Raw genomic sequence first — 24,074 nt, forward strand, 5'->3', positions numbered from 1 at the left:
GATTTTATGAATCTGTATCTTCTAATATTTTTTTAAGTTGATTAGTAATTTTCTTGTAGGGAAGGGCTTCTCTCCAGTAGCTCCATGCTCTGTTATGTTCCCTCCAGTATACCGAACCTTTATTCTGTTCCCATATGTACACTTCATCGCAATAATACTGGAATCTTGTTTTATGATGGACATTTTCTTCATGTATCCAGGTTTTACTTTCGAAGGCATCGTCTTCGTCTTTTTCCATGAGAATGGTTTTGATGGCTCTATCCATAGCGAATATGTATTCAGGTATGAGCGTCATGTTATCTATCCTCTTATCGATAGTGTTCTTTCCACCAGTTTCTTTAAGAATCCTAGTTGGTGATACACCACATGTCTTTGCGATAGCCAGCTTAAATCTGGCTTCTTCTTCGAGTTCTGCCATAAAATTTCGTAAATCTTTCATTGTTTTATTCTTTGTTGTTAACATGTTGCGAAGGTAAACAAAATGTTTTACTTAGGTGGGGAGCTCTATAGAGCTCGATTTTTACAAAGAATAACCTAGGTTAAACTTTTTAACGCAGCATTTTTGCGCCCATTTTTGTTGGGGTATTTTGAAGAAGAAGTAGTGAAGAAGCGAAACAGCGGAAAAGTGACGAGGTGAAGGGTGAAGGGTATATTTTAAATCTTATATTATATTCTTTTTTTAGGATTTTTGGAAAATCCAGAAAGTCAGAAAAATGAAAAAACGGATTTTTTTCCTTGCCGCGCGTATATATAAAAAAGAGTTTTCAAACCTTCACCCTTCACCTTTTTATTTAACATTTTGTGTGTCAAATAGTTACGGGTGAAGGGTGGTGAAGGGTGTTTTCCGCTTTTTATAAACATATTTTAAGAATTCAGTCCGTTTTTACATATTTTAAGTGTTTATTTTTGGTTCCGAAAGGGGTGCCTTTTTTTTAGGGTCCCTTTTTTCCTCTTTTCTTACCGCTGAAATCTCTGAAAAGCGAGTGGGGTAGGGAATCCCGTCTTATGTTGTGTTAAACAATTATCAGATAAAAGAAGTTAACGATACCGAAAAAGGACTGATTTTTAAACAAATATTAACGCGGAAATCTTGAAGTTTCGCATATTAGATTCAGCTTTCGCAGGTTCTGGAGGTAAAGGAGTTAAATCGTTAAATGAGTTAAAGAAGTTAAATGAGTTATCGCTCCCTACGTTCGCTAGGAGTTAAGACAACAGTCTTTTTGGCGTAGTTTTTAAAGCTGCAAGACATACGTCTTAACTCCTTAACTTCCTGATATGCGAGGTTCAGTAAGTAACTGAACTTTCGCAAGTTTTACCCCATACGCCCTGAAAGGGCAGAAGCTCCTAGCCCAGGGCACCGCCCTGGGTAATTACGGACGCAAACCTGTCGCCCTGTAAGGGCAAAAGCTTTAAAACTCCAGGCAAAACATAAGGCTTTTGCCCTTACAGGGCGCCTGGCTTGCACACATTATACCCAGGGCGATGCCCTGGGCTAGGAGCTTTTGGGCCTTCAGCCCGTTCTTGAACCACATGCGAAAGTTCAGTAAAGCAAAGGTAATGCGATGCTTTTGTCGGCGAAAAATCAGAAAGGCAAATCCTGAATTCTGTTCTCATCCGTTACCCCGAAGATATCAGCCTCTTCCGGTTCTCCATCCGCAATCACGATATCCCTTATCTTCTTGCGGTAGCTCTTTACGATACTCCCGTTCTCCAGTTCCACCCTTCTCCTGATGCTCAGGTCCAGATATTCCTTTTCCCTTTCTATGCCCAGATAGCGTCTGCCGGTCAGCGAGGCAGCGATGCCGGTAGTTCCGCTTCCCGAGAACGGGTCGAGGATCCATGCTCCGTGCCGGGTTGATGCCAGGATGATGCGTACCAGCAGGGCGAGCGGTTTCTGCGTAGGATGCTTGCCCTGCGATTTCTCCCATCTTGCGATGGCTGGCAGCCTCCATACATCCGTCATCTGTTTGTTCTCGTTCAGCAGTTTCATCAGATCATAATTGAAGTAGTGCGGCTTCTTCGGGCACTTTCTTGCCCAGATGATGAACTCGGTGCTGTAGGTAAAGTACCGGCATGAGATATTGGGCGGTGGATTTGTCTTCGCCCATGTGATGACATTGAGGATTTTGAATCCGAGTTGCGTCAGTTTGTTGGCCACCGAGAAGATATTGTGATAAGTTCCCGAAATCCAGATTGTTCCGCTTTCCGTCAGGTGTTCCCTGCATTCCGCAATCCATTCCTCGTTGAACAGGTCGATATGTTCGGGCGTTCCTCCCTTATCCCATTCCCCCTTGTCTACGCACACCACCTTCCCGCTCTGTACGCTGATGCCGCCGTTCGACAGGAAGTAAGGAGGATCGGCGAAGATCATGTCGAACTTGAAATCAAATTCGCCCATCAGCCGGATGCAGTCTCCGTGAAGGAGAGTGAAGTCGCGGTTTGGAGACTTATAATAAGACTTTATCATATAATTATGCCATTAATCCGCCGCCGCCTTCATCGTTTCTAGCATAAGCTGTTGTCCACCCGGTTTGCCCAAGTATACTGATGGATTTTGGAGGCATTAAATTTTTACTTTCACCACAAATTTCAGAAAAAGGACATCTGTCGAACTTTTGTTCATCAGGAAGAGATTTAATGTATTTACTATTTCGAATAGCAATACTTCCTTCTGCATCGCTACATGGTAACACCTTTTTTATTACATGAGCTTTATTGGTTCTTTTTTTAGTCCTTTTAAAACATATTTGGCAAGTTTTATTTTGGCTTGAATGCCATCTGAAAATATGGTGCATAGTCTCACATTCAAATATAGCCAAGGAGGGAATGCAGAATTGTTTGCCTATAACGCCATACACAAAATAATCCATTAAGCAAGGGCTGCTGATTGTTTCTGACGGATATTTAGCTTGCCAAAACTCCCATACACGTCTCCAGGCAAGGGCATTCATTTTGTCAATGTATGAATATTGGTGGCAAAATATATCCAAGAAACTTGAAACGAGTGGTATTGCTGTACTTATAATGCCAGTTCTTAAGGCTACTTTTATAGTGTTAATATCACTAGCTACATTTATCTTGTCAAAATTTACCACATCCTTCCATACCCCTAATACTACCATGTCTCTTAAAAACATATCTGCTTTTTTGCTGCCGTATCCTGCACCTTTGCAATTTATTAAAGCCGTACGAAGTTTGTAAATATCATTGTCGTATTTCTTAATGAGCTCGTAAGGTGTACAGTTGTGCTGTAAGAGAAATTTTGCTATGTTTTGGGCATATGAAATGCGCTTATCTGTTTGAGATAAATTCGCGACTTTTATATCTTTCAGAAAACCTTCTGGATCTTGTTCGATAGATTCTACGTCAAAAATAGAATTGTCATTGTTGAAAATTTCTGCTAGTTCGGAAAATTTACGTGAGCCTCTAAAATCTTGATTTGCAGTTAAAAAACGAACACGACAGATTTCCTTAGGGGATAAACCACATGTGTGGAAAATCTCTTGAAATGCGCTTCCTTTAGTTTTAAGAAATACAGAATGCAAAGCATCTGCTACAAGTTCGCACTTGTCGTCGTTAATTTGACAATCAAGAATTTTGGCATGATTCTTTTCCCAATATTTATGAAAGTCAGACAAATATTCATATGTGTTTCCTAATGCTTTTGTATGCCCGATACTTTCATAATTGGTGTAGAGAAAATTGTTAATTGTCTTGACAATTTCTCTTGCATCTTTGATGTCTAAAATCTCGTTATCTTGAATTAGAGATTTTATAAGTTGACTAAATGATAATAATTCGTCCATATCTTCTTCGAAAAACAGAATAACATATTATATCTATTGATAGCCATACACAGAATGTTGCTCTCCTCTATAGAAATCCTTGAGCGGAGGGTAAACAGACAATGTTTTGTTAAGATTTTATATTTTCTATAAATTGATAAATAGAAGTCAGATTATACACTCCTGGTATGATGCTGAAGGCTTCCTGTAGCTTATTCTTTGCAGAATTCCAACCTTTACCATCTGTAATCCAAATGAACTCAAAGCCTGGTACGGAATTGATTTTTGGTGATATATCTGAATAGGAGCGTGCTACTTCATTGAGTTTTGAACCGCCTCCACTATAAAAGTTTACCTCTATCAGATATACCTTGGATGGAGTCTCAATTACGAAATCGAAACGTTTTTCATCATCACCCAGGACTGACGTGATTTCTGGCCACTCACTAGAATATACTTCACTGCGGTGCTCTATGCCAGCTTCTGAAAGGATTTTGTGTACAGTACCTTCCATAATCTTGCCACTTCTGTTTTTGCGAGCATTAGTATCAAGGCCTGTTTCGATACCAAAAACATAATCTACCAGGTCTTTGACCTTTCTAGAGGTAAAGATTTCTGCTAAACCTGTTCCTTCAAGAAACTCCATAACGCTGTCCACAGAGTTAAACAAATTCTCTACAGGAATGCAATTCCCGATAGAATCTATAACCTTCTTCTTGTCTTTTCTTCTTACGGCAATAAGAATGTCCATAACAGAGAAAGCGGACTTGTCTCTATTCCAGATGGCTTCTACTGACTTACGTAAATCAGTAGAACCAATCATACTATTGAGGATACATAAACTTAACTTGATATCCTCAACGTTGTTGTTAATTTTTTCGAAGTCACAGAAGAAATCCAATGTTTGATTGGTTTCTTTGAGTTGTGACAAAAAGAGGTTAAACTCTTCTTCAGTATGTGCACTCATATTTATTGTTGTTTTAATGAAGCCTATCCTCTGCAACAAAAGCTGTTTCGAAAAGGTTCTGGTTCTTTATATTTCCATAATTTCTTACGAGTATTTCTGTTAGCCTTCCTCGCTTGCTGGCATTTGAATTGACGTTGCGCTTAGCCCATACACGTTCTATGTGATAATCTGCATACAAATCATCAAAGAAACGATCCTTACCATCCTTTCCAAAGCAATCTGAATTGCTCAGCATAAACGAGTAGCCCGCATTGCTGACTGTATCACAGAATTCTTTGAGCCTTATCTGGGCATCATCGTTGAATGGTTGCTTTGTGTAATCATTAAAGCTTGATGTATTGCTCAATGGCCTGTATGGAGGGTCGAAGTAAAATAGAGTTCGGCCTTCCGCTCTTTCAAGCACTTGCTGGTAGTCTCCGGTTAGGATATTTACATGCTGCAGCATTTGACTATCTTCCAATATTGTCGTTTCGTCGCAAATGGTCGGTGTACCATATTTACCGAATGGAACATTGAATTCTCCCTTCTTGTTCTCTCTGTATAGACCATTAAAACATGTTCTATTGAGAAATATAAATAATGTACACATATCCAACCTGTCTAATTCTCCATTGAAGGCCTTTCTTTTCTCCATAAAGAACTCCTTCTTAGCCTCTTCGTCTGGTAGCTGGTAGTATTCTTTTTGTATATTTCTCAAAGAGTCTATCAGTTGGTGTGGAAAATCTCTTATAACCTCATAACATGCCGTCAACTTCGGGTTAATGTCGTTAATAACAGCATTTGTGATGTTCTTGTGAGATTGCAACATATAGAAGAGCATGGCTCCTCCACCTACAAAAGGCTCGATATAAGTTACATCTTCCCAATTATCAAAGTCAGCTGGAAGTTGCGCTTCTAGTTGTTCGATGAGTTGACCTTTGCCGCCAACCCACTTGATGAATGGTTTTGCTTTACTCATTTTATTACTTTTATTTTTTTTGTTTATAAAGAGATGACCTAATTGTCTTTTAAGTATTATGACGATAATCAAGTTACCCGAGAGTAATTGAATATTCTAATAATGCTATACTCTTTAGTTTTATTGTACAAAGGAACAAAAAAAAATAAAGAAAAGAGGCATTAGATCATTCTTTTACCTTTTTGATCAAAAAAGATCAATTAAATATTATAAATGTTAATTAAGAGCGAAAAATAGATCTTTTTTATTAAATTTGCAGCAAAAATTAAATGTAACGATAGAAGTATCAATGTATTATGCATACATAGAGTCTATCATATTATTCATTTTAAGAATTAGAAAATATGGATTTTTTTGATTTGTTGTTCGGTGGCGGTGAAGCCATACAGAGTATCTTTCAGTTAGGGTTTATCCCTAAAGAAGAGGACTTTAGAGAGTTTTCGAGTGTAGAATATCAACAGTTCAATGAGAAAGAGTGTGACATTTGCGGCAAGATGTACACATTCAATGCAGACTTGCCTGTTTCAGGAAATGATATTTATGCCTTCAGCGAGAAAGAGAAGGAGTTTATGCTGAAAGGGGCTGAGATTATTGACAACCTCTGTGAAAAGAAGACCTTCATCTCGGATGATGTAAAACTTCGATATGTTGCCACCTTATTGCCTGGCGTGTTCTCTGAAGGGACAAAATATGCTTGTAATGAAGAATAATCTATGCAAAAATAAAAAGAGGGTGTGTCATGGATTTATGTCACATCCTTTTTGAACTACTTAACAGGGCGACAAGTTTGTGTCCGTAATTATCCAGGGCGTGCTCTGGGCTAGGAGCTTTTGGGCCTTCAACCCGTACTTAAGCCACATGCGAAGTTCAGTAAGTAATTATTTTGAAAGTGCAAAAAAGATGAGAAAAGTATGGCGGTTTCGGAAAATAATCGTAAATTTGCAATTGGAAAACAAAGATTAGGAATTATGGTAGAGATAAATGATAGAAAATTACCTGTAGGCATCCAGTCTTTCGAGAAAATCAGAAAGGATGGATACCTTTATGTTGACAAGACAGATATCATCTGGCAACTTGCCAACAGAAACAAAACGTATAATTACCTGAGCCGCCCACGCCGCTTTGGTAAATCTGTGCTGGTCGATACGCTCGAAGCCTACTTCATGGGTAAGAAGGAACTCTTTGAGGGGTTGAAGATCATGCAGCTGGAGACGGAATGGGTGAAGCGTCCTGTCATCAGACTCGATATGAGTCGTGCAGGTGCAGAACCGGAAACTTTGCGCTCTTATCTCGACATCACTTTCGACAGATTAGAGAAGGAATATGGTATTACACCTAAGCCAACCGCCAAACTTGCCGACCGCTTCAATGCAATAATCGTGGGGGCGTATGAGCAAACCGGACAGCAGGTTGCCATCCTCATCGATGAATACGATTCTCCATTGCAGCATTCCTGGAAGACTCCTTATCACGAAGCATGTACCGCTGTTTATCGTGAAGTTTTTGCCATTCTCAAGGCAGATGATAAATACGAGAAGTTTGTCTTCATCACTGGCATCACCAAGTTTACGCAGATTTCTCTTTTCTCTGTACTCAATAATCTGAGCAATATCAGCTTTGATTCTGCGTATGCGGCTCTCTGCGGTATCACGAAGGAAGAAGTCTTACGTGATTTCAAACCGGAAATCAACAAGTTGGCAGCAAGTAAGGGATGGACTTTCGATGAAGCTGTAGTGCAATTGACAGCTTATTATGATGGCTATCATTTCAGCCATGAAAATATGGTTGATGTCTTCAATCCATTCAGTCTTATCAATGCACTCGCTGATTCTAAACTGAGGAACTACTGGGCTTCATCGGGTGCAACCTCGCTGCTTCCAAAGTTTGTGGATGACATGGAGATTCGTTTGAAGGATTTTGATCATAGTGCCCTGTTGGACACAATCATAGAAACTTCTGACGTAACAGGCGGTGGAGCAGAGCTGTTTCTCTATCAGTCGGGCTATCTCACGATTAAGGGTTACATAAACGGAACTTATCTTCTTGGCATTCCTAATTTCGAGGTTCGGCAAGCCTTGAATGAAATCGTGTTGCCAACGCTTGCCATGCGCAAGAATAATGACCTTCAATCTACCCAGGCATTTCTGAATGTTCACCTCAGCCTTGGCAATCTTCCCGAAGCCATGAAATGCCTGAAGGCTCTCATAGCTGACGTGCCCTACAGCAACAAGAAACTTGCCAGCATGGATATGGAGGAGCGCTACCGGCTGATTATGAGCACCATCTTCTATGCTATCGGCTGCCGGGTAGAAGTAGAAAAGATGATTGCTACGGGCAGGATTGATATGGTGGTAGAAAACACCAATTTCATCTATGTGCTGGAGTTGAAGCTGAGCAATAACGGTGGTGTGGATGCTGCCACGGAGCAGATGAAAGCCAAGCAGTATGCCGAACCTTTCAAGGCTGATAAGCGCAAGGTGATTGCTCTTGCCATAGAACTGGATGATATGGGAAAGGGACTGGTTGACTGGAAGGAAGTATAATAGTGCAAGAAGGGTCTATAATTAAATAACTGAACTTTCGCACTGCGAAAGTTCAGTCCTTTAACTTCCTGATATGCGAAGTTCAGTTGTTTGGCCAATAATGATGTTAATTTCATTCAAATATTTGGCGTTATCAAGATTTTGCAGTATATTTGCATCCAAAGAATTTAAAACTACTTTAGCAACCAGATCTTATTCCAACAAAGATTAAGGATATTGTTAAATTTAAAAGGATTAAGGATTATGAGTGAAAGTGAGATTGAGGGCTTTATCAACAAAGTTGAATCAGGCTTAGTTGAAGCTCAGCATGATATGTTGGTAGAAAAGGCTTTATACAGTCGTCCTGTTGTCATTAGTGACGGAAATGGCGGGGTAGTAGAAGTTTCTGCCAAGCAATTATTAAATTAGAAAAGGTTTTATCATTCTTTTAACTAGAGTCGCCCTTTGCGGCATGGATTTTTAAAACAGATGATTATGAAACAGGTAGAAGAAAGATACATCAGCTTGCTGACCGACTTCGGTTTCAAGCGAATTTTTGGAACAGCAATGAACAAGGATTTGCTCATTTGCTTCCTCAACAGCTTGTTTAATGGCAAACAGGTTGTGAAGGACGTATCGTATCTGAACCCGGAGCATGTGGGAGATGTCTATACCGACCGCAGAGCCATCTTTGATGTATATTGCGAGGGCGAAAACGGCGAGAAGTTCATCGTAGAAATGCAGAATGCCTACCAGACGTATTTCAAGGATCGCGCCCTTTTCTACTCAACCTTCCCTATCCGTGAACAGGCACCAAAGGGGAGTGAATGGGATTTCAGACTCAATCATGTCTATACCGTTGCCCTGCTCAACTTCAGCATGAACGAGGATGCATTCGACAAGGAGAAAATCCGCCATCATGTGCAGTTGTGCGACACCGCTACCCACAAAGTATTTTACGACAAGCTCGAATATATTTATGTAGAGATTTCCAAGTTCAACAAACCCCTGGAAGAACTGGATACGCTCTACGAGAAGTGGCTCTATGCTCTGAAGAACCTCTATAAGCTTACCCAGCGCCCTAAAGAACTGTGCGACAAGGTCTTCGATCGCCTCTTCGAGGAAGCCGAAATAGCCAAGTTCACTCCGCAGGAGATGAGGGAGTACGAGACCAGCAAGATGGCATATCGCGACATCAAGAATTCCGTAGACACCGCCAAGCGTGAAGGTCTTGCGGAGGGTATTGAAATCGGTATGAATCAGAAAGCTCAGGATATAGCAAAGAATATGCTGGCAATGGGACTTTCTGCCGAACAGGTTGCCAAGGCTACCCAGCTGCCTTTAGATATCATTAAAAATCTGGGCAATTCATAAAAAACAGAAAGCGGAGATGTAGATTACGAATATCATCCTATAATCAAGGGCCTATACGCCACCTTTTCATCGTGGCATATAGACCCTTGTCGTTTAATGTTCGTTGCGGACGGAACTTTTCCGCCCGCAACGGCTTACTGCTTCCTCAAGGTAGGCAATGCTCCTTTAAGTTCGTAACGCCACTCTGAGCCTGCGTTCTGCAAGGCGGTGTTCATGGCATCAACGGCGTTCTGCCAGGTAACGTAAGTGCCGTCCACCTTCGTAGATTCGGGGGCGGTCTTATAGCCTCGTTCCTGATTGTTCTTCCAGTAGCAGGCGGTCACGGTGGTGTAGTTATCTCCCAACAAGCCGAAGATATGTACATTGCCGGTGCTACTACCTGTACTGGTTACGTTGCCCGTGGCATAGCAGGCACGAACGCCTTTTCCTCCGTTCATTCCCACCAGACCGCCGCCAGAGATATTCTTTGTGGGGGCTATTTCTATGATCACGTTGCCCGTGGCATAGCAAGCGGTCAGGGTGGCACTCGAATTCGTCTGACCTGCCACGCCGCCGACATCAACCATTCCCTTCACTGTGGCAGAGGAACTGCATCCGGTGATGGAACCGTTCCATTGAGCACCCACTACACCGCCGACGTACACCGTGCCGCTGACGCTGCCCGACACCGAGCAGTTTTCAATGGTGCCATCGCTATATCCTGCCACACCGCCGGCAAAGCCCGAACTGCGATTGCTTGTTATCTGTACGTCCTCCATCATCACGTTCTTCACCGTACCAGCATAACCGATAGAGCCGAACAGACCCACAAATTGGTCATTTGTCGTAACGGTCAGCCCCTTGATGGTATGACCGCCACCGTCGAAGGTGCCGGTGTATTTGTTGCTGAAACTTGTGCCTATCGGCGTCCAGTTTTTGCCTGTGAGGTCAATGTCTGTGTCGAGGGTAATGTTAATGTCGCTCTTACCTCCGTTCACTAATTCGGCTACATTCAGCAGGCCGTCGGCGTTATAAACCGTGTAGCTGCCGTTGCTCTCTATGGTATAGCCCAGGTCTTTTGCCGCTGCGAGGGAGACGGTGTAGGTATATTCACCGCCCGCCTGCCAGTCGGTAGCATTCTTCATCTTATAAACGAAGGTCTTGCCGTTAGTGAAGGTGCAGGTAATGAATGCCGTGCCAGCTGCCACACTTTGCGGGGCTACGAGGGCGGTGTAGGTGTTGCTGCCCTTGCTGTACGGGACGATTATATCCGGGTTGTCGCCTTCGGTGGAGAGGCCCGTCAGCTGCACGGATGCCAGCCCCTCGGTGTAGTCCGTCAGAACGATGGTCACCCGTGCCGTGCGGTGGGTGAAGTGAAGCGTAGGGCTACCGTAGGTCACCGTCTGTCCGTCGGCTACGATGAGGTCGCTGCCCTCAAAGTCCTTCTGGGCACTTTGGTTGGCTTTTACCTTTACCGCAGGTGGGGTTGTCTCGCCAGCGGTGTAGGGCCACCACGCCGTGACGGTGATGTCGTTGTGGTTGGTCCAGTAGTACGGATCGGTGGAGGTCAGCGTGGCGCTGGTGGGGTCGGCGGTGATGGGCGTCACGTCGTATGCCTTCACCGTGCCGTCCATCAGGACTGCCACGCTCTGCACACCCGTCCAATTGCCGTCTGCTGGGGCACGGGTGCCGGCGATGGTTGTCGCAGCGGGGTTCAGCCCCGTGGCGGTGAAGACGATGGCTGTGCCTTCCGCCCCTTCAGGCAGGAAGCCCGCTTCGTCCTGCGTGCAGGCGCCCAATAAGAGGGCGAGCGCTGCAAGTGCAAAAAATCTTATCCTCATAATATCTGTTATTTTATTACTCTGGTTCTTTCCATTGCGGGCGTAACTTTTCCGCCCGACGGTTTACTGCTTCATCAAGGTAGGCAATGCTCCTTTAAGTTCGTAACGCCACTCTGAGCCTGCGTTCTGCAAGGCGGTGTTCATGGCATCAACGGCGTTCTTCCAGGTTACGCTGGTGCCGTCCACCTCTGTGACTTTGGTGCTTCTCCTATTGTAGCCGATACCTTGTTCATGATTGTTTTTCCAATAGCAGGCGGTCACGGTGGTGTAGTTATCTCCCAAAAAGCCGCCGATATGTACATAGCCAGTGCTACTACCTGTACTGGTTACGTTGCCCGTGGCATAGCAGGAAAGGAGGCTGATTCCGTCGTTGAATCCTACCAGACCGCCGCCAGAGATATTCTGTGTGGGGGCTATTTCTATGATCACGTTGCCTGTGGCATAGCAAGCGGTCAAGGTGGCACCAAAATTCGTCCAACCTGCCACGCCGCCGACATAGAGCGTTCCCTTCACTGTGGCAGAGGAACTGCATCCGGTGATGGAACCGTCCCTTTGAACACCCACCACACCGCCGACGCTCACCGTGGCGCTAACGCTGCCCGACACCGAGCAGTTTTCAATGGTGCCCCAGCTATATCCTACCACGCCGCCGGCATAACCCGACCTGTGATTGCATGTTATCTGTATGCCATCCATCACCACATTCTTCACCGTAGCGGCGGCATTATTGAAATTACCGAGATAGCCGAACAGACCCGCATATTCGTCATTTGTCGTAACGGTCAGCCCCGTGATGGTATGGTCGCCGCCGTCGAAGGTGCCGGTGTATGCGTTGTCGTAGTCTGTGCCTATCGGCGTCCAGACTTTGCCTGTGAGGTCAATGTTTTTGTCGAGGGTAATGTTTATGTCGGTCTTACCTCCGTTCACTAATTCGGCTATATTCATCAGGCCGTCGGCGTTATAGACCGTGTAGGTATTGGTGTTGCTGTCGTAGATGTAGCCCAAATCCTCAGCTGCGCCGCTCTCGCCGCCGCCGTCAGCCCAGTCACCGATAGTGCAACCCTCTAACGTCAAGCCGGTGGCGTTCACCTTGATGGTGTAGGTATAGCGGTTGCCAGCCTCTAATACGACGTCGTTCTGCGGACGGAAGTAGAAGGTGCCGCCGCCGAGTTCCACCCGGACGAACGGATTGCCTGCCGCAACGGTCTGCGGAGCGGTTAGTGCCTCGTAGGTGTTGGCGCTTGCGTTGTAAGTCTTGATGGCGGTCGGGTTGCCGTTATCGGCGGACAGGCTCACGAGGCTCACCGTGGCACCGGCGACGCTCGTGAATCCCGCACCGGGCTTCAGCTCGATTGCCACGCGTGCCGTGCGGTGGTTGAACTCCAAGGTCGGGTTGTTAAATTCCACTTTCCGGTTCTCAGCGGCGATGAAGTCGCTGTTCTGGAAGTCAGCCAATTTACTCTGGTCTTCGGCCACCTTCACGGCAGGCATCTGTGTGATGTCGGCATTGTCGAAGGGCCACCATGCCGATACGGTAATCGGGTTGCGGTTGGTCCAGTAGTACGGGTCGCTCTCGCGTGAGAGCGTGGCGCTCTTGAAATCGGTAGAAGTCGTAACGGTGTATTCCTTTACCGCATCACCCATCTTGAGTGCCACGGAAGTGACGCCCTGCCAGTCGCCGTCCACGGAGGCACGGGTTGATGGGGCTGCCTGCGGCGTTGCCTCCACGGACAGTCCGGTGGCACGGATGACTACAGGATATTCACCTTTGGACAGACGGTTATCGTCAGCCAGTTCGTCCTGTGTGCAGGCGGCGAGGGCGAACAGCAGCGCGAGGACTGCGGGGATAAATAATCTATGTCTCATAATTCTTCATTCTAATCGATTAATTATTAAAATCCTACAGGTCAGCATCCACTTCTCCACCGTCTATATCGTTCCACTTTGCAATGGTGGCTTCGCTGACTTCAAGGACTTTGTTGCTCACCTTGACAGTATAGGTGTAGTTGTTGCCCGCCAGCAGTGCGCCGTCGGGCATGGTGAGTGTGGCAGGATATTCCTGACCTTTGTAATTCACAACCAACGGCAGGGATGCAACTGTCTGCGGGAAGAGGATGACCGATGACGTGAGATTGCCGTCTGCCAGATTCATGGCCAGTTCTCCGGTCTGTGCTCCGTGGTCTGCTGTGGCAATACCGTCGGCCGTGTTGAACGTACCAGTGAGTAACAATCCGTCCAGCGTGTAACGTTCAGGCTTGACCACGCTGAAATCCACACCATCGCCCGCCTCGAAGGTAAGGGTTATCCGGCTCATGCGGTGGTGGAAGGAGTTGTCTTCACCGCCTTTGTAAGTTTTGTCGGTAAAGCTCACCACCGGGCTGTTTTTGTCTCCCGTGGCTCCTGAAGCAAAGAGGAAGTCGATGGCAGGCTGGTTCTGCTGCGCCGTGGCATCGGTCGTGGCTGTGAGGATGCCTCCCGCCGCGTTGTACGGATAGTAGGCGCGGAAAGTATGGGGCTTTGCATCTTCGATATAGATGACCTTTCCTTCTGCCTCAAATTTCCCGTTCTTCAGGATGAAAGGCACGTTGCCGTACTGGGTATCGTTGTCGATGTCGGTGATGCCGATACGGTCACCGTTGTCCCAAGTGGTTCCGCTGGCACGGGTGTTTACGCTGATACCACCAGTAAACTGCACGGCTACCTTACCATTTGCTGTTGTAGGAGCTGTATCTTCTGTACTGCATGAAACCATTGCACCTGCTAAGAGTGCAAGGGCGAAAAACTTCGTCATCTTTTTCATATTATCAATATTTTAAAAGTTATTATTATTATTTGGTTTCTACTTCATTGTTGAGGTTCGTCCAACCGTTGATGGTAGCATCCAGATTCATCTTCGGCTGCATTTCTTCGTACTTGAACCTAAGCTCATACTTTCCTCCTACATTCATCTTAGGAGCAGTGATGTCAAACTCTTGCAAGGTCCCGTCAGGGAGCAAGAGGCGGAGATAAACATGAGAGGCGGAACTTCCCTGTATGGTCGGCATCAGCCGGATGACTTCTGATTTCAGGGTTGATTCCGTAGCCAGGAGGGTAGGGAGTTCCACTTCCGTTGGCTCTATACTCGGCAAACCGTAGTCTCCATCACTGTTCTTCTGTGTAGGGAACAGACAACAAGCACAATCCAAAGCCTTGCCACTCATCTCTGTGCCTTTCGGTATGTTCTCGATGATGATGGTCAGTTCCGAAAGCACGCTCTTTATAGGGGTTTGCACCACATAGCTACCTTCCTTGTTATCTATCTTCACATCGGCAACTCCGAAATAGGCATTATGCTTCACATCTTTAGGATTGGTCAAACCTATCAGAATATTGTTCCAGTTGGTCAAAGACCGGGTCTGTTCGCTGATAAAGAACGGTTCTGTTAGGTTGGTGGTAGTCAGGATGCGATAGGTTCCTTCCGGGAGTTGGAAGCGTTGGCTTGCCACCTCCTGAGCACTGCCATATTGTTTTTCCTCTACAAGCGAACCGTCAGAGGCATTGAATATCCAGAGTTTCACATCCTTCACTTTCGTGCCTTGGTCGGCTTCATCAGCCCAAGTGAGCGATACCGACAAGCCGCTTTCTTCCTTGTCATCATGAACATCATGGTCGCAACTTGTCAACAGGCATGGGACGCATAACAGCACCCATAACCAAATATCAAATCTTCTTTTTGGAAGAATAAAAGCAAGTGCTGCAACCAGTAATCGTTCTTTTCCAGTTAAATAATTTCTCATATTAATCTATTATGTTTTGATTATAATTTACATTATTTTAAATCCTTCATGATAAAGATTGTAAAAATCCTGGTGCAAAGATAAGGTTTTTATTTGAAAGTGGGGGGTAATATTTGTTTTTTCAGGTATGATTTTTTGTTTTTAGGTGTCTCATTCGTGGGCAATGCGACACCTTGTTTGTATTTTTTAACGTTTTCAGACTCTATTGTCTTAACTCCTTAACTTCCTTAACTCATTTAACTCCTGATATGCGAAAGTTCAGTTATTAGCCAATAATGATGTTAATTTCATTCAAATATTTGGCGTTATCAAGATTTTGCAGTATATTTGCATCCAAAAGAATTTAAAACTACTTTAGCAACCAGATCTTATTCCAACAAAGATTAAGGATATTGTTAAATTTAAAATAATTAAGGATTATGAGTGAAAGTGAGATTGAGGGCTTTATCAACAAAGTTGAATCAGGTTTAGTTGAAGCTCAGCATGATATGTTGGTAGAAAAGGCTTTATACAATCGTCCTGTGGTCATTAGTGACGGAAATGGCGGGGTAGTAGAAGTTTCTGCCAAGCAATTATTAAATTAATAGTGCAAAAGATAATTGTGAAAAATATCTCTCCCAAAATTTTCCTATTCAAAAAAATATTCGTAACTTAGCAGCGCAAAACGTAAAGCATGTAGGAATATGGCAAAAATGGTAAATTTCTATCCTGTAGGAATACAGACATTCTCGAATATCAGAGAGGGTAATTATCTCTATATAGATAAGACCCAATACATCGTGGATTTTCGAGAGAAAAAAATGAAGTATGTTTTTCTGAGTCGTCCAAGACGATTCGGAAAGTCGCTCTTTGCATCTACCCTCCAGGCCTATTTCGAGGGAAGGAAAGAACTTTTTGAGGGATTGGCCATTGCTGATTATGAGAAGGATTGGGTGAAGCACCCTGTGCTGCATTTCGACCTGAGCGGCGCCAAGCACATGGGAGTGGAGCAGCTGGAAAGATACCTGGCTGATATGCTTGAAGAGCAGGAGTCAATCTGGGGATATAAGACGCATCAGGTGGACGCTAACCTCCGTTTGAAAGACCTGGTGAAAGAAGCATACAAGCAGACGGGTAAGAAGGTAGTGATTATCATTGATGAATATGATGCCCCTTTGCTGGATGTAGTGCATGAAAAGGAAAATTTGAAACCGCTGCGATTCATCATGCAGAACTTCTATAGTCCCATCAAGATGCTCGATCCATACTTGGAGTTTACCTTCATCACGGGTATCACCAAGTTCTCGCAGCTCAGCATCTTCAGCGAACTGAATAACCTCGATAACATCAGTATGTTCGACCAGTATTCGGCTATCTGCGGTATCAGCAAAAAGGAACTTACCACTCAGATGAAACCGGATATTGAGGCATTGGGAGAAGACCTGGGTATGACGTATGAGGAGTGCCTGGCAGAGCTGACAAGATTCTACGACGGTTATCATTTCAGTGAGAAATCAGAGGATGTTTTCAATCCGTTCAGTCTGGTAAAGGCACTGAATGCACGAAAGATTGCTCCTTACTGGTTTGGCTCGGGTACGCCGACTTATCTTATCAAGACGCTGCAGAAGTATCACGTCAATGTGATGGATATAGAGAAGAAATCATGTGATGTGGATGACTTTGATGTTTCGCCGGAAATGATGACTTCTGCGCTTCCGTTGCTCTATCAGAGTGGTTATCTCACCATCAAGAAGTATAACCCGATGCTGCAACGTTATACCTTGGAATATCCTAACAGAGAGGTTAAGATTGGCATGCTCAAGAGTCTTGCACCTAACTATCTTTCACCAATATCTTTGGATAATAATAGTCTTGTAGGTGATTTCCTGGAAATGCTCTATGAGGCAGACGTTGAGGGAGCGATGGTGCGCCTGAAGGCTTATCTTGCCAGCATTTCCAACCGTTTGAGCAATAAGAACGAACGGGATTTCCAGACGGTGTTCTATCTTATCTTTAACCTGATGGGAGCACACATGAGGGTAGAGGAGGATAGTGCGATAGGCAGGGCTGATGCCGTGGTGTATATGCCTGATGCCGTATTTGTTTTCGAGTTGAAATATGATGGTTCAGCCGAGGAAGCTATCAGACAGATAGATGAAAAGGGATATCTGATTCCATATTCTGCCGATGGTAAGCGTCTGTTTAAGATTGGTGTAAATTATGACAGCACACAGCGGACGATAGGTGATTGGATTATCAAGGAATAGGTCACTTGAATCCAACCTTGTTTTGCCATGATGAGATGCTTTAGAAGATAAGTAATTATACGAAAGAAAAAATCCCCCATCCCGCTTGAGGAAGCAGGATGGGGGATAGTTTCTTATTTCTTCTTGAGCCCCTTGTATGCAAGGAATGCTACAATAACAACGGCAAGAGCCAAGATGATGTAACCGAGCTCATGACTATACTTTAATGCCTGCTGATATACATCTTGAGTTGTTTTATAGTCTGTATATCGGTAAATACCCCAACCGATGGTTGCTAAAACAGTATTCCAGATGCCAGCACCAATAGTGGTATAGAGCAAGAATTTGCCTACATGCATACCTGCCAAACCGGCTGGAATGCTGATTAACTGGCGAACAGCTGGTACCAGGCGCCCAAAAATAGTGGATGCGGCTCCATGCTTGCGGAAAAACTCTTCTGCAACTTCTACCTTTTGGCGGTCTATCAGGCACATATGTCCGATGCGGCTGTCGGCAAAACGGTAGATGATAGGGCGGCCTACCCATTTAGCTAAATAATAGTTGATAAGTGCACCGATATTGGCACCAATGGTGGCAAATACGATGACCAGGATAAACGACATTCCGCTATCAGGATCCATGGCTTTCCATGCTGCAGGTGGAACAACCACCTCTGATGGGAATGGGATGAATGAACTCTCGATAGCCATGAAAAGGGCTACTACCCAGTAATTTAAATTGTCGAGTATCCAAAGAAAAAGCTCTGCTGTATTCATTTGTTATCTTGAATCTAAATAATATCTGTCTCAGCTGTTGAAACAGAGACAGATATAGGTGATTTATTTATTCTGTTTTGCCCATGTATCCTTCAAACCAACGGTTTTGTTGAATACTGGTTTTTCTGCAGTAGAATCAAGATCGGCCATGAAATAACCGATACGCTGGAACTGGAGATATTCACCTGGCTTCTTGCTGGCTGCATATTCCTCAACATAGCAGTTAGGATAGTCGTGGAAACTGTCTGGGTTGAGCAACTCGTGGAAGTCACGTTCATCAGCAGATGGATTTTCTACCATAAAGAGACGGTCGTATTCGCGCACCTCTGCCTTTACGCAGTGATCAGCTGATACCCAATGCAATGTACCCTTAACCTTACGGTTGGCACCTTCCATGCCGCTCTTGCTGATAGGATCGTATTCTGCCTGAATCTCAGTGATAACGCCATTTTCGTCCTTTGTGCATCCAGTGCACTTAACGATGTAAGCATTCTTCAGACGAACTTCTTTACCCGGAGTCATACGGAAGAATTTTTTAGGAGCATCTTCCATAAAGTCAGCACGCTCTATCCAGAGATTCTTAGAGAATGTGATGGTGTGTGTGCCATCAGCTTCATTTTCTGGATTATTGATTGCTTCCATTTCCTCTGTTTCACCTTCCGGATAGTTGGTAATTACGAGTTTTACAGGATCAAGTACTGCACTCACACGACATGCTTTCTTGTTCAAGTCTTCTCTAACAGATGCTTCGAGTAAGGCCATATCGTTGAGAGCATCGAACTTAGTATAACCGATGCTGTCGATAAACATACGAATACTCTCAGGAGAGTAACCGCGACGGCGCATTCCGCAAAGAGTAGGCATACGTGGGTCGTCCCATCCGATAACCAGTTTCTCATCAACCAGCTGGTGAAGCTTACGCTTGCTCATTACTGTATAAGTGAGGTTCAATCGGTTGAACTCAATCTGGCGTGGACGATTGTCGTTTAATACATCTGCAGTTCCGTCCTTCTCCTTCAAGAAGTCGATGAACTTATCGTAAAGCGGACGGTGAGGTACAAATTCCAATGTACAGATAGAGTGGGTTACCCCCTCAAAGTAGTCACTCTGTCCGTGAGCAAAATCATACATAGGGTATGCATGCCATTTTGTTCCTGTACGGTGATGAGGAGTTTGGATGATACGATACATGATAGGATCGCGGAAATGCATGTTTGGATTCGCCATATCGAGTTTTGCGCGAAGAACCATGCTGCCTTCTACGGCCTCAGGAGTATTCATCTTCTCAAACAAAGCAAGGTTTTCTTCGATTGGGCGATCACGATATGGGCTAGCAGTACCCGGTGTGGTAGGGGTACCCTTCTGCTGTGCAATTTCTTCAGCAGTTTGTTCATCAATATATGCATTGCCCTTCTTGATCATCCAGACAGCAAAATCCCAAAGCTTCTCAAAATAGTCAGAAGCATAGTAGATATTGCCCCACTTGAATCCGAGCCACAGGATGTCTTGAAGAATATTCTCTACATATTCATTGTTTTCCTTGCTAGGGTTAGTGTCATCAAAACGAAGATTGCAAACACCATTATATTTCTCTGCAACACCAAAGTCCATGCAGATAGCTTTGGCATGGCCGATATGCAGATAACCATTAGGCTCTGGCGGAAAACGCGTCTGGATTCGTCCTCCGTTTTTGCCTTCTTTGAGGTCTTCCTCAACTAACTGTTCTACGAAAGAGATACTTTTCTTCTCTTCCAAATTGTTTTCTTCATTAATTGCCATAATTCAATAAAAAGAATAATTTTTAAATTTATGGTGCAAAGATACAAATTTAATTGTAAGTACCGAAATTATCTGGCAGATAATTTTGTTTTGGGAGCGATAATTTGCGTTTAAAAGCAATAATTCACAAAATATGTTTTTAAACATATAAAAAGATTCGTTTGTTTCGAAAAATATGTCTACCTTTGCATCGTTATCCTGAATACAATCTTTTTACCTTAAATGAAACTAATACCAAAAGGAACGCCTTCGCTGTGAAGCGAGGGCGTTTTGCTTTTATACCAGGTTCATATTCTATTACTTTTTGCGGAAAGTTTCGTTCTTAATAATGATAGAACCTTCTTCTGTATCGAGTGTAGCCTGTTCCTGGATGTCGGCATCGAGACCCTTGCGGCTCAGGATAATTACAGCAGCTTTACCTTCTGGCTTAGCTGGCAATTCCCACTTGTAAAATTCCTTGTTAAGGCCTTTTACTTTAACAGAGAAATCACTGTTCAAAGTTACACTACGCTCTCCATCTGCGCTCTTATATTCACCGGCTGCGGCAGCCTGAAATGCAGAATCGGTTACAACTGTCTGTTCTGCCTGAGCTGGTGCAGGTGCCTTTTTCTCAGAACATGCTGTGAAAGCTATCAGACCCATAGCAAATGCAAGAATTGATAATTTCTTCATAATCTTTAAATTTTATATGTTAATAATAATGTATAATCTAAACCATTTTTATAAGCTAACTCTTTTTATACATTTGTTTATCTCAGTGGTATGCTATAGAAAGACAGTATTCCACTGGTACAAATGATTACCCAAATAGAAACGAGCCCCGTAATGATAGGGACGCTTGCAAATCTGATGTCGTGGTTGGGCTTAAAACGTTCGGTATGCTTCCTTAAAAAATACTGAAATATATAATAATATAAGGTGGCATAGAGAAAACCAATGAGGGTACCAATCAGGATGTCGCCAAAATAGTGTACACCGAGATACATTCGGGAATAACTGGTTATCAATGCCCATAGGCATAGGAATATCGTGAGTTTGCTCCGGCGAACCAGATATTGGGCAAAGAAGGCCATGCTCCATGCATTGGCTGCATGAGAAGATGGGAAACCATATCTGCCACCCCGATATCCTTGAACAACATGTACCATCGGACTGATAGGATTATCAGGATTGCTGGGACGCATTCTTGCTACTAATGGCTTTAGAATTCCTGATGCAGTCTGGTCTGAAAACAAGATAATCAGAGTGATGACAACTATAGTGCTCATCACAACCTTGACAGGAAAATTCTTAAGCAGTACAAAGATAAAACTGGCATAGAACGGAACCCATACAAAACGGTCTGAGAAAATCATCATGAAGTAATCCCAATACACGTTGTGAAAACCATTGAAAAACAGAAAAATCTGCGTATCAATCTGTTCTATTTGATGAAGTAATTCTATCATAGTCTTTCTTTATGAAAATCTGTAATGTTCGCTTTCTTGTTTCTGATAATCTGTTGTCCTGTCGTTTGGGCTATTTTGCACTCAAGTCATCGTACAACTTCTGAAGATAAGCCATGCCTCGCTTCAGGTTATAACCTTTTTTGCCTTTATCATAAACAACCTTTTTGGATTTGTTGTCGTAGATGATAGAGTTTTCCTCTGATACCATGCCGAAAGCATCGGGTACATCAAAGAATGCAAATTTAGGAGTAGCATCACTCAACATATTCTTGCTGAACAAGAAGTCTTTGTGAGGAATGCCTAATTGTCCGAGCAGTGTAGCTGCTATATCATGCTGACTTCCTATGAGCTTAACATTCATTGGGCGAGCTATTGCTCCGCCGGTCATGATAAGTGGAATCTGATAGCGGCTGCGGTCAAAGTTGTCAAGATGTTCTTTGTATGCGCCAACATGATCGGCAACGAGTAATACCAAAGTATTTTTCCATCTAGGCAATTTGCTGTATTCACGCAGAAGATGACCTATGACACTATCAGTGTAAGCAAATGCATTTAAACGCTTGTCTTTCAGTCTGCTATATGGTACATCGAATGGCTCATGACTGCTTGATGTCTGGAATACTCTCAGCATAGGCTGTTTGGCATTCTGTTCTTTCCTGAGGTCTGCAAGCAGCCGGTTAGCTACTATATGATCGTGTACTCCCCATTTGCTCAATTTGTCTTCTATAGGGAAATCACTATCTGAAATGATTCTCTCATAGCCCTGGGAAACCAGCCAGGAGCGTTGGTTGGCAAAATCAACATCACCACCATAATAATATGCATTGCCGTAATGCTTTGCTTTAGCCAATGAACGTGCCAATGATGGTAATTGTGCAGATTTTGCCGGGTAGCGCATGATGCTGGTTGTAGGTTGTGCAGGATAACCGCTCAAAACAGCAACCAGACCACGATCCGTGCGGAAAGTGTTGGAATAGAATCTTGGGAAGAAAATTCCCTTTTTGGCTATTGAGTCCAAGCAGACAGCTACGTCTTTATGTGTTCCGACGGAAGGCATGATGTCGTTGGCAAAGCTTTCCATAATAATAATAAGTATATCCGGCTTTCCGTTTTTCCGAGTTTCTTCATTCAGGAGCGGGTAGGTGTTCCGGTCGCTTGAACTTACCATTTGAGCAAAGAGCTTGTTAGCTTCTTCTTCTGACATGTATCGGTATTGCGATGCAAAATCTTCCTGATGGGTAAGTGATTCAAACAGGCTGAACATCGGATTGACAGCAGCATGATTCAAAAACGCATTTTGGCTGAAATATGCCTTTCCTGTATTTGTTGTAGATACAGTAAATCCTCCTCTGATAGGGATGAAGAGAAGGGCAGTAAGCAGCAACAGAATAAGAGAATGGCGCATACGATGATGCTCTATGTCAGAGTAGCGTGTTCTACGACCACTGCCGAAATCTCCAAAACCATAGTTGCTGTATCTGCTGGAATAGCGCTTCTGGTTATGAGGCATGCGGAGTGCGAACCAGACGGCTATGGTAAGCAGCACAGTGATGAGGAGAGCAAAAAAGATGTAAAGCCCTCCAACACTTGCAAGTGCATCCTTTGGCGAAGTAAAGAAATAATATAATGGAGTGCTATCTAGCGGGAAGTTCCAATATGGATATAATCCTGCATTCAGTACGAATGTAATGGAAACCAGGAAAGATGCCAGTATAAAATAAGCATTCAGAATGGGACGTATAATCTCCTTACGAAACCAAATCATTGCGATGAGCAACAAACCCGGTAGTGCGGTGAGGTAACCAGCCATAGAGAGGTCGAGTGATAAACCGTACCACATCACTGTAGGCATTTCGCTCCAGATATTATCGATAGGTTGTGTAGCAGAAGCCTTTTCCAATATCATGAAAAATGGTTTCTGAATACTGAACAAAATGACAAACGTAAAATACGTTTTTATAAACCACAATATTTGCTTCATATCTATGCTTCTTGACTAATAATTATGATATACTCGGCTTTGAGCTTGAAAATTAATGCAAAAATAACCATTTTATTTCATATAAACGACTTTTTTGTGTTTATTTTTCAAAAAAGTGAGAAAAAATTTGGTCGTTCTAAATAAAAGTCGTACCTTTGTTGTAATAAATTTTATAACATAACTATGGCTAAGTACAATATTCAACCTAAAAAAGAAAAAATAGCAAGATATCAATCTATGCTGAGTGAAGAAACTAAGGACCGCCTTCGCGACGAGATAATCCGTGTTCTTGTTACTGAAAGAAAGTACAAGGACCCAGACTATAGTTCCAAGAAACTTGCAGAGGATTTGAATACTAACTCTCGCTATATTTCTGCTGTATGCGCAACTCGATTCCATAAGAATTATGCCGAGTTGGTGAATGATTATCGAGTAAACGATGCTATGTCTTTACTTACCGATAAGCGTTATGCAAGAATGACTGTAGAAGGTATCAGCGAAATGGCTGGTTTCAATACTCGTCAGAGTTTCTATGCTAATTTCTTCAAGCGAATAGGCGTTACTCCCCGTCAATATCGTGCTAATCATTTAAAGGGATTGGAGGAAGTTTAATTGTTAATAACTAGAACATGAAACAAAAAGGAGGGTGTATCATAAGTTAAT

Annotated in this window: 21 protein-coding genes; 7 read left to right on the forward strand and 14 right to left on the reverse strand. The window is 43.6% G+C overall.

Annotated elements, in window-relative coordinates; all coding sequences use genetic code 11:
* Positions 1 to 4 precede the first annotated feature (4 nt).
* The 5 genes from KUA46_RS04335 to KUA46_RS04355 form a co-directional block, all read right to left on the reverse strand.
* Positions 5 to 439 (reverse strand): hypothetical protein, encoded by a 435-nt coding sequence (locus KUA46_RS04335; RefSeq protein ID WP_218486491.1) that lies wholly within the window; start codon positions 437 to 439, stop codon positions 5 to 7.
* Positions 440 to 1,582: 1,143 nt separating this feature from the next.
* Positions 1,583 to 2,467 (reverse strand): DNA-methyltransferase, encoded by an 885-nt coding sequence (locus KUA46_RS04340; RefSeq protein WP_218486492.1) that lies wholly within the window; start codon positions 2,465 to 2,467, stop codon positions 1,583 to 1,585.
* 4 nt (positions 2,468 to 2,471) lie between these two features.
* The gene (locus tag KUA46_RS04345) at positions 2,472 to 3,806 is read right to left on the reverse strand and encodes a hypothetical protein (protein ID WP_218486493.1); all 1,335 of its coding nucleotides are present in this window, start codon (positions 3,804 to 3,806) and stop codon (positions 2,472 to 2,474) included.
* 109 nt (positions 3,807 to 3,915) lie between these two features.
* The gene (locus tag KUA46_RS04350; RefSeq protein WP_218486494.1) at positions 3,916 to 4,752 is read right to left on the reverse strand and encodes a type II restriction endonuclease; all 837 of its coding nucleotides are present in this window, start codon (positions 4,750 to 4,752) and stop codon (positions 3,916 to 3,918) included.
* Positions 4,753 to 4,765: 13 nt separating this feature from the next.
* Entirely contained in the window at positions 4,766 to 5,710 is a 945-nt protein-coding gene (locus KUA46_RS04355) for a DNA adenine methylase (RefSeq protein ID WP_218486495.1), read from the reverse strand.
* 344 nt (positions 5,711 to 6,054) lie between these two features.
* Here KUA46_RS04355 and KUA46_RS04360 point away from each other — a divergent pair, with 344 nt between their 5' ends.
* The 4 genes from KUA46_RS04360 to KUA46_RS04375 all read left to right on the forward strand — a co-directional run bounded on the left by KUA46_RS04360 (position 6,055) and on the right by KUA46_RS04375 (position 9,606).
* A complete protein-coding gene (locus KUA46_RS04360) occupies positions 6,055 to 6,420 on the forward strand; it encodes a hypothetical protein (protein WP_218486496.1) in 366 nt (121 codons plus the stop codon).
* Positions 6,421 to 6,678: 258 nt separating this feature from the next.
* The gene (locus KUA46_RS04365; RefSeq protein ID WP_256624975.1) at positions 6,679 to 8,253 is read left to right on the forward strand and encodes an ATP-binding protein; all 1,575 of its coding nucleotides are present in this window, start codon (positions 6,679 to 6,681) and stop codon (positions 8,251 to 8,253) included.
* A 243-nt stretch (positions 8,254 to 8,496) separates the two neighbouring features.
* Complete coding sequence (locus tag KUA46_RS04370) at positions 8,497 to 8,661, forward strand: hypothetical protein (RefSeq protein ID WP_218486498.1); 165 nt, start codon at positions 8,497 to 8,499, stop codon at positions 8,659 to 8,661.
* Positions 8,662 to 8,721: 60 nt separating this feature from the next.
* Positions 8,722 to 9,606, forward strand: coding sequence for an Rpn family recombination-promoting nuclease/putative transposase (locus tag KUA46_RS04375; RefSeq protein ID WP_218486499.1), 885 nt, complete (start codon positions 8,722 to 8,724; stop codon positions 9,604 to 9,606).
* A gap of 134 nt (positions 9,607 to 9,740) precedes the next feature.
* Here KUA46_RS04375 and KUA46_RS04380 read toward each other — a convergent pair whose 3' ends face one another.
* From KUA46_RS04380 to KUA46_RS04395, 4 genes are all read right to left on the reverse strand, one after another.
* Positions 9,741 to 11,426 (reverse strand): fimbrillin family protein, encoded by a 1,686-nt coding sequence (locus KUA46_RS04380; protein WP_218486500.1) that lies wholly within the window; start codon positions 11,424 to 11,426, stop codon positions 9,741 to 9,743.
* A gap of 63 nt (positions 11,427 to 11,489) precedes the next feature.
* Entirely contained in the window at positions 11,490 to 13,292 is a 1,803-nt protein-coding gene (locus KUA46_RS04385) for a fimbrillin family protein (RefSeq protein ID WP_218416564.1), read from the reverse strand.
* A gap of 34 nt (positions 13,293 to 13,326) precedes the next feature.
* Complete coding sequence (locus KUA46_RS04390; RefSeq protein ID WP_218486648.1) at positions 13,327 to 14,217, reverse strand: fimbrillin family protein; 891 nt, start codon at positions 14,215 to 14,217, stop codon at positions 13,327 to 13,329.
* A gap of 37 nt (positions 14,218 to 14,254) precedes the next feature.
* Positions 14,255 to 15,202: a FimB/Mfa2 family fimbrial subunit gene (locus KUA46_RS04395; RefSeq protein WP_256624976.1), complete on the reverse strand. Its 948-nt coding sequence runs from the start codon at positions 15,200 to 15,202 to the stop codon at positions 14,255 to 14,257.
* A 419-nt stretch (positions 15,203 to 15,621) separates the two neighbouring features.
* Here KUA46_RS04395 and KUA46_RS04400 point away from each other — a divergent pair, with 419 nt between their 5' ends.
* The gene (locus KUA46_RS04400) at positions 15,622 to 15,786 is read left to right on the forward strand and encodes a hypothetical protein (RefSeq protein WP_006846734.1); all 165 of its coding nucleotides are present in this window, start codon (positions 15,622 to 15,624) and stop codon (positions 15,784 to 15,786) included.
* Positions 15,787 to 15,885: 99 nt separating this feature from the next.
* Entirely contained in the window at positions 15,886 to 17,448 is a 1,563-nt protein-coding gene (locus KUA46_RS04405; RefSeq protein ID WP_218486501.1) for an ATP-binding protein, read from the forward strand.
* A gap of 113 nt (positions 17,449 to 17,561) precedes the next feature.
* Here the strand turns inward: KUA46_RS04405 and KUA46_RS04410 are convergent, their stop codons facing one another.
* From KUA46_RS04410 to KUA46_RS04430, 5 genes are all read right to left on the reverse strand, one after another.
* A complete protein-coding gene (locus KUA46_RS04410; RefSeq protein WP_218486502.1) occupies positions 17,562 to 18,203 on the reverse strand; it encodes a DedA family protein in 642 nt (213 codons plus the stop codon).
* A 63-nt stretch (positions 18,204 to 18,266) separates the two neighbouring features.
* Entirely contained in the window at positions 18,267 to 19,982 is a 1,716-nt protein-coding gene (locus KUA46_RS04415) for a glutamine--tRNA ligase/YqeY domain fusion protein (protein WP_218486503.1), read from the reverse strand.
* A 297-nt stretch (positions 19,983 to 20,279) separates the two neighbouring features.
* Positions 20,280 to 20,654: a hypothetical protein gene (locus tag KUA46_RS04420; protein WP_218486504.1), complete on the reverse strand. Its 375-nt coding sequence runs from the start codon at positions 20,652 to 20,654 to the stop codon at positions 20,280 to 20,282.
* 77 nt (positions 20,655 to 20,731) lie between these two features.
* Positions 20,732 to 21,430 (reverse strand): phosphatase PAP2 family protein, encoded by a 699-nt coding sequence (locus KUA46_RS04425; protein ID WP_117694862.1) that lies wholly within the window; start codon positions 21,428 to 21,430, stop codon positions 20,732 to 20,734.
* A 70-nt stretch (positions 21,431 to 21,500) separates the two neighbouring features.
* Positions 21,501 to 23,411, reverse strand: a complete 1,911-nt coding sequence (locus tag KUA46_RS04430; protein ID WP_218486505.1) for an LTA synthase family protein — start codon at positions 23,409 to 23,411, stop codon at positions 21,501 to 21,503.
* Between the two features lie 237 nt (positions 23,412 to 23,648).
* On the opposite strand from KUA46_RS04430, the gene KUA46_RS04435 reads away from it, so the two are divergent.
* Positions 23,649 to 24,023, forward strand: coding sequence for a helix-turn-helix domain-containing protein (locus KUA46_RS04435; protein ID WP_228113743.1), 375 nt, complete (start codon positions 23,649 to 23,651; stop codon positions 24,021 to 24,023).
* Positions 24,024 to 24,074: the final 51 nt, after the last annotated feature.

It is taken from the genome of Segatella copri, from assembly GCF_019249765.2.
Lineage (GTDB): Bacteria > Bacteroidota > Bacteroidia > Bacteroidales > Bacteroidaceae > Prevotella > Prevotella copri_K.